This window comes from Aeromonas sp. Marseille-Q5825 (assembly GCF_946892685.1).
GTDB lineage: Bacteria > Pseudomonadota > Gammaproteobacteria > Enterobacterales > Aeromonadaceae > Aeromonas > Aeromonas rivipollensis.
Genome location: NZ_CAMPOU010000002.1, coordinates 44,378 through 61,855 on the forward strand (window position 1 = coordinate 44,378; position 17,478 = coordinate 61,855).

The following is a 17,478-nucleotide window of genomic DNA, read 5'->3' on the forward strand; positions in this document are numbered from 1 at the left end:
CAGCCCGGCAGGCTCAGCGTGCCGGGCTGTTTTCATTGCTCTGCCCCGGGGCCCCTGCAAGGGCTAGGATCAAGACCATCTTCCGTATCAAGCGCCCTCCCCCAATCGTTTCCCCCGCTGCGTTGCCGCCCGTGCAATCTGCCCCTCTCCCCACGCCCCCACACTTGGGCGAAAAGCAGGGATGGCAGCCTGGTAGCCCCCTCGCTGCCGAATGACCCGTATCCCCGCCCAATTTCCCTTCTGACCTTCGCCAGCCCTTTGCCGGGTGCCAGTGCACGGAGATGGATGCGATGCCGCGCCAGCATGGTGCCACCAGGGCCGCCCCTCAGGGGCCTGGGTTTGCACCCGAAACACGGGATGTCGTCGCTCGCCCACGATCCGATGCGGCGACACAGAACGAGAGCCCTGATGCGCCAGCCCGGCGCCCATATGCCCGCTGACGAGCCTTGGTGCTTTGCCGCTATGACGACGCAGCGGCCTGACAACTCATCAACGCCTGAGCCGATAGCTCCCGGCCCTTCTTTCCAGAGGGGGTAGCCGCGGCCGCCCTCTCAAGCAGGCGCCGGGTCCTCCCATGGACGAGAGGCCCACAGCGACAACAGGCAGATTGGATTAAGGAAGGGCAAGCGTCGCTGACACAAGATCGCAGGCAATAAAAAGCGCCCTCCGAAGAGGGCGCCAGCATTTAGGGAAAAGCTAAGGGGATCAGGCTTCGCGGCTGGGCAGCGGGGCCGCCTCCAGCAGGCTCTCATCCTCGGCCATGCAAGCGGCCGCGGTGAACAGTACGTCGGTGGAGCTGTTGAGGGCCGTCTCGGCGGAATCCTGCAGCACCCCTATGATGAAGCCCACGGCGACGACCTGCATGGCGATGTCGTTGCTGATGCCAAACAGGCTGCACGCCAGCGGGATCAGCAGCAGGGAACCGCCGGCCACGCCGGAGGCGCCACAGGCGCTGATGGTGGCGACCACGGAGAGCAGAATGGCGGTAGCCAGATCCACTTCCATCCCCAGGGTGTGCACCGCTGCCATGGAGAGCACAGTGATGGTGATGGCGGCACCGGCCATGTTGATGGTGGCACCCAGCGGAATGGAGACAGCGTAGGTGTCTTCCGGCAGACGCAGCTTCTCGGCCAGCGCCATGTTGACCGGAATGTTGGCGGCGGAGCTGCGGGTGAAGAAGGCGGTCACGCCACTCTCTTTCAGGCAGGTCAGCACCAGCGGATAGGGGTTGCGCTTGATCTTCCAGAACACGATGAGCGGGTTGACCACGAAGGCGATGAACAGCATGCAGCCGATCAGCACCACCAGCAGCTGGGCATAGCCAAACAGGGCATCGAAACCTGTCTCGGCCAGAGTGGATGCCACCAGACCCAGAATGCCGAGCGGCGCACAGCGGATCACAGCTCTGACGATGCTGGAGACCCCGTGGGACAGGTCGGTGATCAGCGCCTTGGTGCTGTCACCCGCGTGACGCATGGCGATGCCAAGGCCGATGGCCCAGGCCAGGATACCTATGTAGTTGGCATCCAGCAGCGCCTTCACCGGGTTGGTCACCACGTTGAACAGCAGGGTCTGCAGTACCTCGGTGATGCCGCCCGGCGGGGTGATCTCGGCACTGCTGGCCACCAGATGCAGGTTGGAGGGGAACAGGAAGCTCGCCATCACGGCCACCACGGCGGCCAGGAAGGTCCCCAGCACATAGAGCAGCAAGATCGGCTTCATGTTGGTCTTCTGACCCTGCTTGTGACCGATGATCGCCGACATCACCAGCACGAAGACCAGCAGCGGGGCGACCGCCTTCAGGGCACCGACGAACAGGCTGCCAAGCAGACCCGCCGCCTTGGCCCATTCAGGCATGAACATGGCAAGGAGGATACCGAATACCAGACCGACCAGGATCTGGCTAACCAGACTGGTGCTGTTGACCAGTTTTATGAGGGGGTGTTGTTGTGTCATCAAATAGTCCCTGTGCACTCATGGTGCGTGAATCATTAGTCCTGTTGGCAACCTGCCGCGCGCATTGACACCGGCCTGTGGACGGTGGTGCCGTTGGCAAACCTTCTTCTGGATCTGTCCAGTACGCGTGGTGTTGCGGACAAGGAATATCCCATCTGCCACCGTTTTTTTCCACATAATCACTGAAAAATATCAGGGTTACCTCACAAAAAATCTACAACAATGTGATAACACAATATCAACCACGGTCGAATTGTCACCAAACCAGTCCGATCATCGGCCGATGTAGGGGCGACAGTGGTATCATGCCGCTCACTTTGCACTGGAGCCTGTTGCCATGATCACCTCTTTATTGACCCGACACTTCGGCTTCGATCGGCTGCGACCCGGCCAGGAAGCGGTGATCAGCCGCCTGCTGGCCGGCAAGAGTGCGGCGGCCATCTTCCCGACCGGCGCAGGCAAGTCCCTCTGCTATCAGTTGCCCGCGCTGGCACTGCCCCATCTGACCCTGGTCATCTCCCCCCTGCTGGCGCTGATGCACGATCAGCTCGCCTTCTTGCAGCGCAAGGGGATTGCCGCCGCGACCCTGGACTCCAGCCAGACCCCCGAGGAGAGCCGCCGGGTGATGCAGCAGGCCAGTGACGGCCAGCTCAAGATCCTGATGATCTCGGTGGAGCGCCTCAAGAACGAGCGCTTTCGCCGCTTCATCGCCCAGGTGCCGCTCTCCCTGCTGGTGGTGGATGAGGCGCACTGCATCTCGGAATGGGGTCACAATTTTCGGCCCGACTATCTGAAGCTGCCGGACCATCGCCGCGATCTGGCCATTCCTCAGGTACTGCTGCTCACCGCCACCGCCACTCCGGCGGTCATGGCAGACATGCAGGCCAAATTTGCCATCGAGGCCGAGGATCTGGTAGTGACAGGCTTCTATCGCCCCAATCTGGATCTCGCCGTCATTCCGCTGGCTGGCAGTGCCCGCGATGGCTGGCTGCGTGACGAGTTGCGCCGCGATCCCGCGGCCCCCACCATCGTCTACGTCACCCTGCAGCACAGCGCGCAGCAGTGTGCCGATCAGTTGCAGGCCATCGGCATCCGCGCCTGTGCCTATCATGCGGGGCTGGATCCTGCCCTGCGCAGCCAGATCCAGCACGACTTCATGGCCGGCCGACTCGACTGCATCGTCGCCACCATCGCCTTTGGCATGGGCATCGACAAGGCCGATATCCGCCGTGTCATTCACTACGATCTGCCCAAATCCATCGAGAACTACAGCCAGGAGATAGGCCGCGCCGGACGTGATGGCCTCCCCTCCCGCTGCATGGTGCTGGCAAGCCGCGCCCAGTTGCCTGTGCTGGAAAACTTCGTCTATGGGGATACCCCGGACAGGGACGCCATCCTGAGCTTGCTCCAGATCCTGCAACAGAGCGGGGCCGAGTGGGAATTTGGTCTGTTGCGCCTCTCCAATGAAATCAACATCCGCCAACTGCCCCTCAAGACCCTGCTGGTCTATCTGGAGATGGCGGGGGTCATTGCCCCGGCCTACAGCTACTTTGCCGAGTACCGCTTCAAGTTTGTGCTGGAAAAACGGGAGATCCTGGCCCGCTTCAACCCCGATCGCCGCCAGTTTCTGGAGCAGCTGTTTGCCTGTGCTCCCCAGGCGCGCAGCTGGTGCACCATGGACTTCGATGCGCTGTGGCAGGGGTATCAGGGGGAACGGCAAAGAGCCGCCGCCGCGCTGGACTATCTGCAGCAGCAGGGCTGGATCGAGCTGGAAAGCAAGCAGATGACTGAGGTATATAGGGTTCTGCGCCAGGATCTCGCCATCGAGTCGCTGGCAGATCAGCTCCATGCCCTGTTCGAGCAAAAGGAGCAGAGTGAACTGGACCGACTTCAGGCCCTGCTGGGGTTCTTTACCTCGAGCCGCTGCCTGAGCCATGAGCTGGCCCGCTATTTTGCCGATGAAGAGGCGCCCGAGCAGTGCGGGCACTGCTCCGTCTGCCGGGGGGAGATAGCCGTGCTGCCGCCGTTGCCGCCTCAGAGCTTGCCCAACGAGCACGGCTTGCGCGCCTGGTGCGATCCTCTGATTGCCCTGTGTCAGCAGCGCCATCCCCGGATCCTGACCCGCTTCCTTTGTGGTATCGCCACCCCCCTGACCACCCGGACCAAGGCGAGAAACCTGGCCGGTTTTGGCCAGTTGGCCTCCCATCCCTTCGCCGAAGTGCTGGCGGCGGTATCGGCGATCTATCCTGCCGAATCTTGATCACCAGCTTGCCGGACGCTGAAAAAATAAGACCCTCGCGGATGCGAGGGTCAAGCCAACGGAAACGTGCTTAAACAGAGCTTAGTATCTGCACAATCACCCACTCTCTTGCTAAAGCGATGACTGCTCGACACAGGGCCAATCTAGAGCAGCCAGAATGTAGCGTCAATGTAAAAATTAGAGCTTTAACACCAAACAACGATCATTACGTTAACGTAAGCGTCACCATATTTCACCTCTTCTCCCCTGCCGCCCTTGCCCCGCCTGCACTTCGATTCCACAAACCGGGGAGCCATCATTTTCTGCCCCTGCCACACAAACATTTATTTTTTATGTCTTTGACATTTGCATCACTGTCGTGGCAAAAATAATTTAACAGTCAGTAACATAGAGATGTCATTGGCTGCCTCTTCCCGCATGAGGATCGGGAAGCTCCCGTACAAACTTAAACCAATGATGGCGATGGATTACTGGGGGCTGTTGACTAGGCTTAAGAGGTAAACAGAACAAAAGTAGTGATCCACTCTTTTTCAGGGTAAGCGACTATAACGAGGGCTAAGTTATGGGCATCTTCGAGCACTATCAACAGCGGTATGAGAAGGCCAGAGAGGAGGAGTACAGCATCCAGGAGTTTCTGGATATGTGCAAACAGGACAAATCCTGCTACGCCTCCGCCGCCGAACGACTGCTGGTTGCCATCGGCGAACCGGAAATGATCGACACCTCCGTCAATCCGCGCCTCAGCCGCCTCTTTTCCAACCGCGTCGTCGCACGCTATCCCGCTTTCAAAGACTTCTATGGCATGGAAGAGGCGATCGAGCAGATCGTCTCCTACCTCAAGCACTCCGCCCAGGGACTGGAAGAGAAGAAACAGATCCTCTACCTGCTGGGTCCCGTTGGCGGCGGCAAATCCTCGCTGGCCGAGAAACTCAAGTCCCTGATGCAAAAAGTGCCCATTTATCGCATCAAGGGATCGCCGGTCAACGACCACCCCTTCTGCCTGTTCGACATCGAAGAGGACGGCGAGATCCTGGAAAAAGAGTACGGCATACCGCGCCGCTACCTGAGGCCCATCATGTCTCCCTGGGCGGCCAAGCGGCTGCACGAGTTTGGCGGTGACATCACCAAGTTCAAGGTGGAGAAGGTCAACCCCTCCATCTTGGATCAGATCGCCATCGCCAAGACAGAACCCGGCGATGACAACAACCAGGACATCTCCTCCCTGGTGGGCAAGGTTGACATCCGCATGCTGGAGCACTATGCCCAGGATGATGCCGATGCCTACTCCTACTCAGGCGCTCTGTGCAAGGCGAACCAGGGGATGATGGAGTTCGTGGAGATGTTCAAGGCGCCCATCAAGGTGTTGCACCCCTTGCTGACCGCGACTCAGGAAGGAAACTACAACGGCACCGAGGGGCTCTCCGCCCTCCCCTTCGACGGCATCCTGCTGGCCCACTCCAACGAATCCGAATGGCAGCAGTTCCGTAACAACAAGAACAACGAGGCCTTCCTCGACCGAGTTTACATCGTCAAGGTGCCCTACTGCCTGCGTGTCTCGGAAGAGGTGAAGATCTACGAGAAACTGTTGTTCAACAGCGAGCTGACCGAGGCCAAGTGCGCCCCGGGCACCCTGGAGCTGCTAGGCCAGTTCTCCGTATTGTCACGGCTGAAAGAGCCGGAAAACTCCAGCCTCTACTCCAAGATGCGAGTCTATGACGGCGAGAGCCTCAAGGACACGGATCCCAAGGCCAAGAGCTATCAGGAGTATCGCGACTACGCTGGCGTCGACGAGGGCATGAACGGCCTCTCCACCCGCTTTGCGTTCAAGATCCTCTCCCGCGTCTTCAACTTCGACCATGCGGAAGTGGCGGCCAACCCGGTGCACCTCTTCTATGTGCTGGAGCAGCAGATAGAGCGCGAGCAGTTCCCGCAGGAGCTGCACGATCGCTACCTTGAGTTCATCAAGGGCTATCTGACCCCACGCTACGTGGAATTTATCGGCAAGGAGATCCAGACCGCCTACCTCGAGTCGTATTCAGAGTACGGGCAGAACATCTTCGATCGCTACGTCACCTACGCCGATTTCTGGATCCAGGATCAGGAGTACCGTGACCCCGAAACCGGCCAGCTGTTTGACCGGGCATCCCTCAACAGCGAGCTGGAGAAGATTGAAAAACCGGCGGGGATCAGCAACCCGAAAGATTTTCGCAACGAGATCGTCAACTTCGTGCTGCGAGCACGGGCCAACAATGCAGGCCGTAACCCCAACTGGACCAGTTACGAGAAGCTGCGCACCGTGATCGAGAAGAAGATGTTCTCCAACACGGAAGAGCTGCTGCCGGTTATCTCCTTCAACAGCAAAACCTCGGCCGAGGAGCAGAAGAAGCACGATAACTTTGTCGAACGGATGATGGAGAAGGGCTACACCCGTAAACAGGTACGCCTGCTCTCCGAATGGTATCTCAGGGTACGCAAGTCATCCTGACCCTGCCGTGTTCAAGGGGGAGTTATGGCGCATTTTATCGACCGCAGGCTCAACGGCAAAAACAAAAGCGCTGTCAATCGGCAGCGCTTCATCCGCCGCTACAAGAAGCAGATCAAACAAGCGGTCTCGGATGCTGTCTCCAAGCGCAGCATTCAGGACGTAGACAAGGGCGAGAGCATCAGCATCCCGACCAAGGACATCGGTGAGCCCCATTTCCATCAAGGCCAAGGCGGCAAACGGGAGATGGTGCACCCGGGCAACGATCAGTTCGTCTCCGGTGACAAGATTGACAGACCCAAGGGAGGGGGCAGCGGTCAGGGCGGGGGCGAAGGACAGGCTTCTGATCAGGGAGAGGGAGCAGACGACTTCGTGTTCCAGATTTCGAAAGACGAGTACCTGGACCTGCTGTTTGAGGATCTGGAGCTGCCACGGCTGCAGAAGACCCAGCTCAACCAGCTGATGGAGATGAAAACCTACCGCGCGGGCTACACCTCCAACGGAGTGCCTGCCAACATCAACGTGGTGCGCTCGCTGCAAAACTCGCTGGCGCGTCGCATGGCGCTGCAGGCGGGCAAGAAGCGCCAGGTGCGTGAGCTGGAGGAGCGGCTGGCCCTGCTGGCTCTCGATCCCAACGAACATTTTGCCGAGATGGCACAGCTCGAAAAAGAGATCAGGGAGCTGAAACGACGGATCGAGGCGGTGCCCTTCATCGACACCTTCGATCTCAAGTTCAATAACTTCGTCAAACGGCCCGTGCCCTCCAGTCAGGCGGTGATGTTCTGCCTGATGGACGTCTCCGGCTCCATGGATCAAGCTACCAAGGAGATGGCCAAGCGTTTCTACATCCTGCTCTATCTGTTCCTGAGCCGGACCTACAAGAACGTCGAGGTGGTTTACATTCGCCACCACACCCAGGCCAAGGAAGTGGACGAACACGAGTTCTTCTACTCCCAGGAGACCGGCGGCACCATAGTCTCCAGCGCCCTCAAGATGATGAACGACATCATCAACGAGCGTTACCCTGCCAACCAGTGGAACATCTATGCAGCGCAGGCGTCCGATGGGGACAACTGGGCGGATGACTCACCTCAGTGCCGGGAGATACTGATGCGCGACATCATGCCGCGGGTGCGCTACTACTCCTACATCGAGATCACCACCCGCGCTCACCAGACCCTGTGGCACGAATACGAGTCGGTAGCCGACCACTACCCCCACTTCGCGATGGAGCACATTCGCAAGGTAGAGGACATCTATCCGGTGTTCCGGGAGTTGTTCAAGAAGCAAGCGGCTTGAGGGATCACATATGGTAGAAACCGCGAGAAAAATAGCGCCGCTGGACGATGGGCCTGACTGGAACTTCGATCTGCTGGAGACCTATCACCACGAGATAGCCCGGGTTGCCAAGTTTTATCGGCTGGATACCTATCCCAACCAGATCGAGGTGATCACCGCCGAGCAGATGATGGATGCCTACTCCAGTGTGGGCATGCCCATCGGCTACCAGCACTGGTCATTCGGCAAGCGTTTCATCCACACCGAACGCAACTACAAGCGCGGCCAGATGGGCTTGGCCTATGAGATCGTTATCAACTCGGATCCCTGCATCGCCTACCTGATGGAAGAGAACACCATGCCGATGCAGGCTCTGGTGATGGCCCACGCCTGCTATGGTCACAACTCCTTTTTCAAGAATAACTACCTGTTCAAGGCCTGGACCGATGCCTCCTCCATCATCGACTACCTGCTGTTTGCCAAGAACTACATCACCGAATGCGAGGAGAAACACGGTATAGATGCCGTGGAGCGGCTGCTCGACTCCTGCCATGCCCTGATGAACTACGGGGTGGATCGCTACAAGCGGCCCCAGAAGATCTCCCTGGCGGAGGAGAAGCGGCGCCAGAAGGCGCGGGAAGATTACCTGCAGACCCAGGTCAACGAGCTCTGGCGCACCCTGCCCAAGCAGCATAAGGCAGCCGGTATCGAGGACAGGCGCTATCCGCCCGAGCCGCAGGAGAACATCCTCTACTTCATCGAGAAGAACGCCCCATTGCTGGAGCCTTGGCAGCGGGAGGTGGTGCGCATAGTGCGCAAGATCAGCCAGTACTTCTATCCGCAGAAACAGACCCAGGTGATGAACGAAGGCTGGGCAACCTTCTGGCACTACACCATCCTCAATCACCTGTATGACGAGGGGAAGATCAGCGATCGCTTCATGATAGAGGTGCTGCACAGCCACACCAATGTGGTGTACCAGCCCCCCTACAACAGCCGCTACTACTCGGGCATCAACCCCTATGCCCTCGGTTTTGCCATGTTCACCGACCTGCGCCGCATCTGCGAGCACCCCACAGAGGAGGACAGATACTGGTTCCCCGATTACGCCGGCACCAACTGGGTCGATACCCTGCACTTCGCCATGCAGAACTTCAAGGACGAGAGCTTCATCAGCCAGTTCCTCAGCCCCAAGGTGATGCGCGACATGAAGCTGTTTGCCATCGATGACGACGATCTGAAGAACTACCTCAAGGTCTCCGCCATCCACAACGAGGAGGGTTACCGGCTGGTGCGCAACACCCTGTCTGCCCAATACAACTTGAGCAATCTGGAGCCCAATATTCAGGTCTACAACGTGGCGGTGAAGGGGGATCGCTCCCTCACCCTGCGTTATGTCCCCCACAACCGGATCCCCCTCGGCGAGTCGCGCCATGAGGTGCTCAAGCATCTGCACCAGCTGTGGGGATTCGATGTGGTGCTGGAGCAAGATAACGGCGAGCTCACCGCGGACATCATAGGGCGTTGCCCGGATCGCAAGAGCCTGACCTGATGGGCAGGCGAGGAGCATAAAAAAACGCGCCATTTGGCGCGTTTTTTCTTGGAAGCAAAGGATCAGTTATCGCACAGGTTGCTCGGCATGTCCTGGCGAAGACGAGTCCACAGCTTGCCGGACTCTATGCCGTACTGACGTACCGTCATGAACACGGCCTCGTGATTCTTGGTCTCGGCCAAGCCCAGCAGCGTCTTGTAGTAGGCATCTGCCGTCTCGCGCGCCTGCTTGTCGGAGAAGTAATAACGCCCGACACGGCTGTACAACCCTTTGAAGCCATTGAGGATCAAGGCATAGATAGGGTTGCCGGAAGCAAATGAAAGCTGATGGTGCAGGCGGTAGTCGAACTCGGCGTACGCCTCCGGGGAATTATCAACCTCATCGGCGCCACGCAAGATCTCGGCAGCTTGCTCCGGGTTGTTGCGAATGGCGCCACGGATGAAGATGGTGCAGATGTTGGTGCGCGCCGACAGCAGCTGAGCCACCAGATCCGGCACCTTGTCCTGATCGAGCCGTGCCAGGGTCTCCAGGATGTTGAGACCCGAGGTCTCCCAGAAGTTGTTGACCTTGGTCGGTTTGCCATGCTGGATGGTGAGCCAGCCATCGCGGGCAAGGCGCTGCAGCACTTCGCGCAAGGTAGTGCGAGTCACGCCAATCAGCTCGGACAGTTCGCGCTCCGCCGGCAGAATGGATCCTGGAGGAAAGCGATTGTTCCAGATGGACTCGATGATGTATTCCTCGGCAAACCCGGCAGGGCTTTGCGCTTTTATGACCATGTGGTGACTCTGTTGTAGTGCGTAAAAAGGCTCACGAATAATAGCAAAGCCGGTCATGCTGGCAAGCAGAAGGTCAGTCCTCTGCTCACATTAACCCGAACTTTTTGTTAAAAATATGTATACAACGACATGGCCGGAGCCAAGCAACACCAAATGATGGTGATATCGACGCCTCGCCGCTGGGCAAGCACAGCGGCGTTATTTATAGTTAGCGCTCACTTGATTAAAATCATGTGCAATCAATTTGATAAAGGTGAATATCCGGATGTTCGGGTCGAGTCGGGCTCGACTGCATAGACGCAGATACCAACAACAGAACAGAGAACCATCATTATGCCAATCAGCCTAGGGCGCGCTTTTGCAAAGAATTTTTTGGGTAATGCCCCTCGGTGGTACAAAATTGCCATCGTCATATTCCTGCTGATCAATCCGATCATCTTCCATATTGATCCCTTCCTGGCTGGCTGGTTGCTGGTGGTCGAGTTCATCTTCACCCTGGCCATGGCGCTCAAGTGCTACCCGCTGCAACCCGGCGGCCTGCTGGCCATCGAAGCCGTGCTCATCGGCATGACCTCGGCGAACCAGATCAAGCATGAGCTGGTGGCCAACATCGAAGTGCTGCTGTTGCTGGTCTTCATGGTGGCCGGCATCTATTTCATGAAACAGCTGCTGCTCTACGTCTTCACCAAGATGCTGGTCCGCATCCATTCCAAGACCCTGCTCTCCCTCGCCTTCTGCCTGGTGTCGGCCTTCCTGTCCGCCTTCCTCGACGCCCTGACGGTGATCGCCGTGGTCATCAGCGTCGCCACCGGTTTCTACGCCATCTATCACAAGGTGGCCTCCCGCGACGAGTTTGAGGGTCAGCATCAGGATGACGAGGACATTGACGAGCTGTCTCGCCAGCACCTGAACGAGTTCCGCGCCTTTTTGCGCAGCCTGATGATGCATGCCGCCATCGGCACTGCCCTAGGGGGGGTTTGCACCCTGGTCGGCGAGCCCCAGAACCTCATCATTGGTGAGCAGGCGGGCTGGCATTTCGGTGAATTTGCCATTCGCATGGCCCCGGTCACTATTCCCGTCTTCCTCTGCGGTCTGCTCACCTGCATCCTGGTGGAGAAGTGCCGCTGGTTCGGATATGGCACCAAGTTGCCCGAGCCCGTGCGTCACATCATGGAAGCCTACGAGCGCGACGAAGATGCCCAGCGCAGCCCGCAAGAGAAGGCCAAGCTGCTGGTCCAGGCGGCCATCGCCATCTGGCTCATCACAGGTCTGGCACTGCATCTGGCGGCGGTGGGCCTGATCGGCCTGACCGTCATAGTGCTCGCGACGTCCTTCACCGGCGTCACCGAGGAGCATGCCCTCGGCAAGGCCTTCCATGAGGCGCTGCCCTTCACCGCCCTGCTCACCGTCTTCTTCAGCGTGGTCGCGGTGATCATCGATCAACAGCTGTTCAAGCCGGTGATCCAGTGGGTGCTGGCCGCCAAACCCGAGGATCAGCTCGCCCTCTTCTATCTGGCCAACGGCTTGCTCTCCATGGTGAGCGACAACGTCTTCGTCGGCACCGTCTACATCAACGAAGTGAAGACCGCCCTGCTCAATGGCGCCATCAGCCGTGAGCATTTCGATCTGCTGGCGGTGGCCATCAACACCGGGACCAACCTGCCGTCGGTGGCCACCCCCAATGGCCAGGCAGCCTTCCTGTTCATGCTCACCTCGGCGCTGGCGCCGCTGCTGCGCCTCTCCTATGGCCGCATGGTGTGGATGGCCCTGCCCTACACTCTGGTGCTGGGGCTGGTGGGTTTCTTTGCGGTGGAGCAACTGCTCGCCCCTGCCACCGAATGGTTCTACCAGGCTGGCTGGCTGACGCAGGGTGGCGCCGTGCCGACCCTGGCACCGGCGGCACACTGATGACGCTAGGGGCCATTAGGCCCCTTTCTTTTTAAGTGGGGCTCTGCTCTAATTCAGCCACTATTTTTCTCTGTGAGATCAATCAGATGATCGAGTTTCTTCGCCGTATTGCCAGCCACCGTCTGGCCTGGGGCTTGCTGGCCGCGTCCGCGCTCTGCTTCGAGCTGTGCGCCCTCTTCTTCCAGCATGTGCTGGGTCTGCACCCTTGCGTGATGTGCATCTATGAGCGGATCGCCATCCTGGGGGTGTTCGCTGCCGGCCTGCTCGGCATGGTGGCGCCAGAGAAATGGTATCTCCGCTGGAGCGCCATGCTACTGTGGGGCTACAGCGCCTTCTGGGGCCTGAAACTGGCACTCAAACATGTGGATTACCAGGTGAACCCCTCCCCCTTCAATGTGTGCGAAGGCTTCGTCGATTTCCCAAGCTGGGCTCCCCTCGATCAGTGGGTGCCCTGGCTCTTCTTCCCGGACGGCGATTGCAGCGAGATCAGCTGGCAATTCCTGAGTTTCTCCATGCCGCAGTGGCTGGTGGTCATCTTCGCCGCCTACCTGCTGGTGTTTGCTGTGGTCGCCATCGGCAACCTGGTCAAGGGTCGTTGCTGTAACTGAAGCTGACGCCACCATATATGACGCATACAAAGAGGGAGCCATCGGCTCCCTTTTCAATCAGCGGTGTCAGCCACCCAAGCCGATCCCGTTTCTCCATGCCCCTTTCATCTGGCTGGTGGCCAGCTTCGCCGACTGCCGCTGTTTGTAGTGGTCACTGCCCAAGTACTGTTTACCGTTGTTGCAGTCAAACCAGCCATGCCGGGCACAGACAGAGACAAGCTCGGATGACAAAAAGGGGAGCCACAGTGGCTCCCCTTTCTTGTGATCTGTCCCGTCCTGAATATGGTTTACACCTTTCCCCCCAATAAATGGAGAACCCGATGGGACAAGGTGTGAAACGGACACAGCGCGATTACTCGCTGACTTTTAAATTGGCACTGGTCGAGCAGATTGAAAAAGGCGAGCTCACCTGCCAGCAGGCACAAGCCCGATACGGCATTCAGGGCAACTCCACCGTTCTGGTATGGTTGCGTAAACATGGTCGGCAAGATTGGAGCCAGGGGGCTTCTGTGCGCGCCGGCAGGAGCATCACTATGCCTGACCCCAACAACCAGACGCCCGAACAGCGCATCAAGGAGCTCGAGCAGCAGCTGGCGCTGATGAGCCAGAAGGCCCAGTTCTTTGAGGCCGTCGTCGATGTATTGAAGAACGACTACGGCGTCTCCATCGTAAAAAAGCGACCCGGCAAGTCCTCTCGCAGCGGCAAGTCCAGAGGCTGACCATCGTCAGGGCTTGTCGGTTTCTGGGGATAAGCCGTCAGGCTTACTACAAGCGCAATCGGGTTGCCGACCTGCGCCATGCACAGGGGCTGCAGGTGGTGCGCTTCGTGCGTCAGGTACGGCTGCGACAACCACGGGTGGGCACCCGCAAGCTGCATTATCTGCTTCAGGGTCAGGATGATGGCGGGCTCAAGGTCGGGCGGGACAGGCTGTTTCAGATATTGGCCGAGCACCGCCTGCTGGTGCAGCCAAAGCGGGCGTATCACAAGACCACCCACAGTTTTCACCGTATCTACCGTCATCCCAACTTGCTCAAGGCCGGGCCGGAGCAGGTCACGCCGGTGGCACCGGAGCAAGTCTGGGTCGCCGACATCACCTATCTGCCAGCCAGGAGCGGGCCGCTGTACCTGAGCCTGGTGACGGATGCTTACTCACGCAAGATAGTGGGCCATCACGTGCACGAAGGGATGCACGCCGAGTCGGTGGCGATGGCGTTCAGACAAGCGCTGAAGCAACGGCGTGGCGGCGGGGAGCTTATCCATCACTCGGACCGCGGCGTGCAGTATTGCTCGGGCCTGTATCAGTCATTGCATGCCCGGCACGGGGTGAAATGCTCAATGACGGATGGTTATGACTGTTACCAGAATGCGTTGGCGGAGCGGGTGAACGGGATTTTGAAAGGGGAGTTGTTGTTGCAAAGCCCGCAGGACCTGGCGCAAGCGCGGGAGATGGTGCGTGAGGCAGTGGATATTTACAACCTGGAGCGACCGCATCATGCCTTGAAATACAGAACCCCCGATGCAGTGCATCGGGGGTTCTGAGTCACGTGAAGCTAGACGAAAATGTGTAAACCTATTTCAGGACTAGACAATCGCAGGCTCTGCAGCACGCGGCCTTCTTTAGCACATCCTCAACTTGCCCTGGCGGTGTTCATCCTGGCCTTCACCATGCCGACGACCATGGGCAGCAGCGAGATGCCGATGATGCCGAAGATGAGCAGAGTGAAATTGTGACGCACCACCGGCAGGTTGCCGAAGAAGTGGCCCGCATAGACAAACGACAACACCCACAGCAAGCCGCCAATCAGGTTGAACGCCAGAAAACGCGGGTAGGTCATGGCTCCCATGCCGGCCACGAAGGGGGCAAAAGTGCGCACTATGGGCAGGAAACGGGTGATGATGATGGTCTTGCCGCCATGCTTGGCATAGAAGGCGTGGGTCTTGACCAGATAGTCGCGGCGGAAGATCTTCGAATCGGGATTGCGAAACAGCTGATCCCCGAAGAAGTGGCCTATGGTGTAGTTCACCACGTTGCCGAGCACGGCGGCGATGATCAGCACCCCCGCCAGGGTGTGCACGTCCAGCACGCTGCCCACTGTGAGGGCGCCTGCGGCAAACAGCAGGGAGTCGCCGGGCAGGAAGGGGGTCACCACCAGGCCGGTCTCACAGAAGATGATGAGGAACAGGATGGCGTAAACCCAGATGCCATAGTGCTCGAACAGCTCTTTCAGGTGCACGTCAACGTGCAGAATAAAGTCGATTGCAAACAGGATCAGATCCATTTTTTCATACTCATAAAGTGAACGGCGTGGAGTCTACGCCAATGCCTTGCGCCCGACAATCTGCGGCATCGCCTCTCCCCTCATTCCAGGGTATCCAGCCCCTTCCTGACCGTTGCGGGCAGGCAGGACTCCCACCCCCAGAGCAGCAACAGCAGCAGGCTGACGTCGTCGAGCCAGCCAACGAAGGGCACCAGATCCGGGATGAGATCCACCGGACTGATGCCATAGACGAGGATGAGGATCACCAGCCCCTTGGCCCACCAGGGGGTATCCGGGTGGCGAAAACCGGCATAGAGGCGGCGCAAGCGCCGCCAGATCAGCCAGCGCTTGCCGCTCATGACTCGATCAACTCGCCGCGCAGCCGCTGGATCTGATCCCGCATGGCGGCGGCCTGCTCGAACTCCAGATCCCGGGCATGCTGGAACATCTGCTCCTCCATCCGCTTGATCTCCTTGGCGATTTCGCTGGCGGAGCGGGCATGGTACTCCCCTTGCGGCTCGGCCGCCTTGCGACTGCCTCTGCCCGGTTTGCCGGCGGTGCGGCTCCCCCCCATGTCCATCACATCCCCCACCGACTTGTTGAGGCCTGTTGGCGTGATGCCGTGCTCCAGGTTGTGGGCGTGCTGCAGGGCACGGCGCCGTTCGGTCTCTTCTATGGCCACCTTCATGGAGTTGGTGATGGTGTCGCCGTAGAGAATGACCTTGCCGTTGAGGTTGCGGGCGGCGCGGCCTATGGTCTGGATGAGGGAGCGGGTGGAGCGCAGGAAGCCCTCCTTGTCCGCATCCAGGATGGCCACCAGAGAGACCTCCGGCATGTCGAGCCCTTCCCGCAGCAGGTTGATGCCCACCAGCACGTCGAACTTGCCGAGGCGCAGATCGCGGATGATCTCCACCCGCTCCACGGTATCTATGTCCGAATGCAGGTAGCGCACCCGCACGTCGTGATCCGCCAGATATTCGGTCAAATCCTCCGCCATCCGCTTGGTGAGGGTGGTGACCAGCACCCGCTCCTCCACCGCCACCCGCAGCCTGATCTCGGAGAGCAAGTCGTCCACCTGGGTGGTGACGGGGCGCACCTCGATGACAGGATCGAGCAGGCCGGTGGGACGCACCACCTGCTGCACAACATCGCCGCCGGACTTCTCCAGCTCGTAGGGGCCAGGGGTCGCCGAGACGAACACAGTCTGGGGCATCAGGGCCTCGAACTCGTCAAACTTCAGCGGCCTGTTGTCGAGCGCCGAGGGAAGCCGGAAGCCGTACTCCACCAGGGTCTCCTTGCGGGATCTGTCCCCTTTGAACATGGCGCCGATCTGCGGCACAGTGACATGGGACTCGTCGATGATGAGCAAACCATCCCCCGGCAGGTAGTCGAACAGGGTGGGCGGCGGCTCGCCGGGGGCACGCCCCGACAGATAGCGGCTGTAGTTCTCGATGCCGGAGCAGTACCCCAGCTCCTGCATCATCTCGATGTCGAACTGGGTACGCTGGCTGATGCGCTGCTCTTCCACCAGCTTGTTCAGGGACAACAGCTGCTCGCGGCGTCCCTTGAGCTCTTCCTTGATGTGATCGATGGCCCCGAGGATGGTCTCCCGCGGCGTGGCGTAGTGGGTCTTGGGGTAGATGGTGTAGCGCACCACAGTCTGCTCTATGGCACCGGTCAGGGGATCGAACTGGGAGAGGCGCTCCACCTCCTCATCAAACAGCTCCACCCGCAGGGCCAGCTTGTCCGATTCGGCAGGGTAGATGTCGATCACCTCCCCTCGCACCCGGAAGGTGCCGCGGCTAAACGCCACGTCGTTGCGGGTGTATTGCAGCTCAGCGAGGCGGCGCAATATGTCCCGCTGGTTGATCACATCCCCCACCTTGAGATGCAGCATCATGCTGAGGTAGGCCTGAGGGTCCCCCAGACCATAGATGGCCGATACCGAGGCAACGATCACCACGTCGCGCCGCTCCAGCAGCGCCTTGGTGGCCGACAATCGCATCTGCTCGATGTGATCGTTGATGGAGGCATCCTTCTCTATGAAGGTGTCCGTGGTCGGCACATAGGCTTCCGGCTGGTAATAGTCGTAATAGGAGACGAAGTATTCCACCGAGTTCTCGGGGAAGAACTCCTTCATCTCCCCATAGAGCTGGGCGGCCAGGGTCTTGTTGGGAGCCAGTATCATGGTCGGGCGGTTCAGGGTGGCGATGACGTTGGCCATGGTGAAGGTCTTGCCCGACCCAGTCACCCCGAGCAGGGTCTGATGAGCGAGGCCGGACTCTATGCCATCGAGCAGGCGGGCGATGGCTGCAGGCTGATCCCCCGCGGGTTGAAACTGGCTGGCCAGCTTGAAAGGCTTATTCATGACGACTCCCGACAAAAACGGCAAGAGAGCA

The 17,478-nt window shown here is 59.2% G+C and carries 12 protein-coding genes; 7 read left to right on the plus strand and 5 right to left on the minus strand.

The genetic code is table 11. From position 1 onward, the window contains the following. Positions 1-705 precede the first annotated feature (705 nt). Complete coding sequence (gene sstT, locus OC537_RS07030) at positions 706-1,956, minus strand: serine/threonine transporter SstT (protein ID WP_262110593.1); 1,251 nt, start codon at positions 1,954-1,956, stop codon at positions 706-708. A gap of 337 nt (positions 1,957-2,293) precedes the next feature. Between sstT and OC537_RS07035 the strand changes: the two genes are divergently transcribed. From OC537_RS07035 to OC537_RS07050, 4 genes are all read left to right on the plus strand, one after another. Further along, the gene (locus OC537_RS07035; protein ID WP_262110594.1) at positions 2,294-4,216 is read left to right on the plus strand and encodes an ATP-dependent DNA helicase RecQ; all 1,923 of its coding nucleotides are present in this window, start codon (positions 2,294-2,296) and stop codon (positions 4,214-4,216) included. 562 nt (positions 4,217-4,778) lie between these two features. Continuing rightward, positions 4,779-6,701 (plus strand): PrkA family serine protein kinase, encoded by a 1,923-nt coding sequence (locus OC537_RS07040; protein WP_005327853.1) that lies wholly within the window; start codon positions 4,779-4,781, stop codon positions 6,699-6,701. A 24-nt stretch (positions 6,702-6,725) separates the two neighbouring features. Next, a complete protein-coding gene (locus OC537_RS07045; RefSeq protein WP_106886658.1) occupies positions 6,726-7,997 on the plus strand; it encodes a YeaH/YhbH family protein in 1,272 nt (423 codons plus the stop codon). Between the two features lie 10 nt (positions 7,998-8,007). Continuing rightward, the gene (locus OC537_RS07050) at positions 8,008-9,528 is read left to right on the plus strand and encodes a SpoVR family protein (protein ID WP_262110595.1); all 1,521 of its coding nucleotides are present in this window, start codon (positions 8,008-8,010) and stop codon (positions 9,526-9,528) included. A gap of 62 nt (positions 9,529-9,590) precedes the next feature. On the opposite strand, the gene fadR is transcribed toward OC537_RS07050, so the two are convergent. Then, positions 9,591-10,304 carry a fatty acid metabolism transcriptional regulator FadR gene (gene fadR, locus OC537_RS07055; RefSeq protein WP_106886656.1) on the minus strand — a complete coding sequence of 238 codons (714 nt, stop codon included), beginning with the start codon at positions 10,302-10,304 and terminating at the stop codon, positions 9,591-9,593. Between the two features lie 333 nt (positions 10,305-10,637). Between fadR and nhaB the strand changes: the two genes are divergently transcribed. The 3 genes from nhaB to OC537_RS07070 all read left to right on the plus strand — a co-directional run bounded on the left by nhaB (position 10,638) and on the right by OC537_RS07070 (position 14,360). Then, positions 10,638-12,212, plus strand: a complete 1,575-nt coding sequence (gene nhaB / locus OC537_RS07060; protein ID WP_262110596.1) for a sodium/proton antiporter NhaB — start codon at positions 10,638-10,640, stop codon at positions 12,210-12,212. Between the two features lie 86 nt (positions 12,213-12,298). Next, the gene (gene dsbB, locus OC537_RS07065; protein ID WP_262110597.1) at positions 12,299-12,820 is read left to right on the plus strand and encodes a disulfide bond formation protein DsbB; all 522 of its coding nucleotides are present in this window, start codon (positions 12,299-12,301) and stop codon (positions 12,818-12,820) included. A gap of 320 nt (positions 12,821-13,140) precedes the next feature. Then, positions 13,141-14,360 (plus strand): IS3 family transposase gene (locus OC537_RS07070; protein ID WP_262110598.1). Its coding sequence is split into 2 segments (ribosomal slippage): positions 13,141-13,489 and positions 13,489-14,360, totalling 1,221 coding nucleotides; the frame shifts between segments, so codons are not numbered across the junction. An 89-nt stretch (positions 14,361-14,449) separates the two neighbouring features. Here the strand turns inward: OC537_RS07070 and OC537_RS07075 are convergent. The 3 genes from OC537_RS07075 to uvrB all read right to left on the minus strand — a co-directional run bounded on the left by OC537_RS07075 (position 14,450) and on the right by uvrB (position 17,447). Continuing rightward, on the minus strand, positions 14,450-15,100 hold the full coding sequence (locus OC537_RS07075) for a DedA family protein (RefSeq protein ID WP_106886652.1): 651 nt from the start codon (positions 15,098-15,100) through the stop codon (positions 14,450-14,452). 80 nt (positions 15,101-15,180) lie between these two features. Then, entirely contained in the window at positions 15,181-15,438 is a 258-nt protein-coding gene (locus tag OC537_RS07080) for a YkvA family protein (protein ID WP_025327135.1), read from the minus strand. Continuing rightward, positions 15,435-17,447, minus strand: a complete 2,013-nt coding sequence (gene uvrB, locus OC537_RS07085; RefSeq protein ID WP_139744300.1) for an excinuclease ABC subunit UvrB — start codon at positions 17,445-17,447, stop codon at positions 15,435-15,437. The genes OC537_RS07080 and uvrB overlap by 4 nt, the downstream gene beginning before the upstream one ends. Positions 17,448-17,478 lie beyond the last annotated feature (31 nt).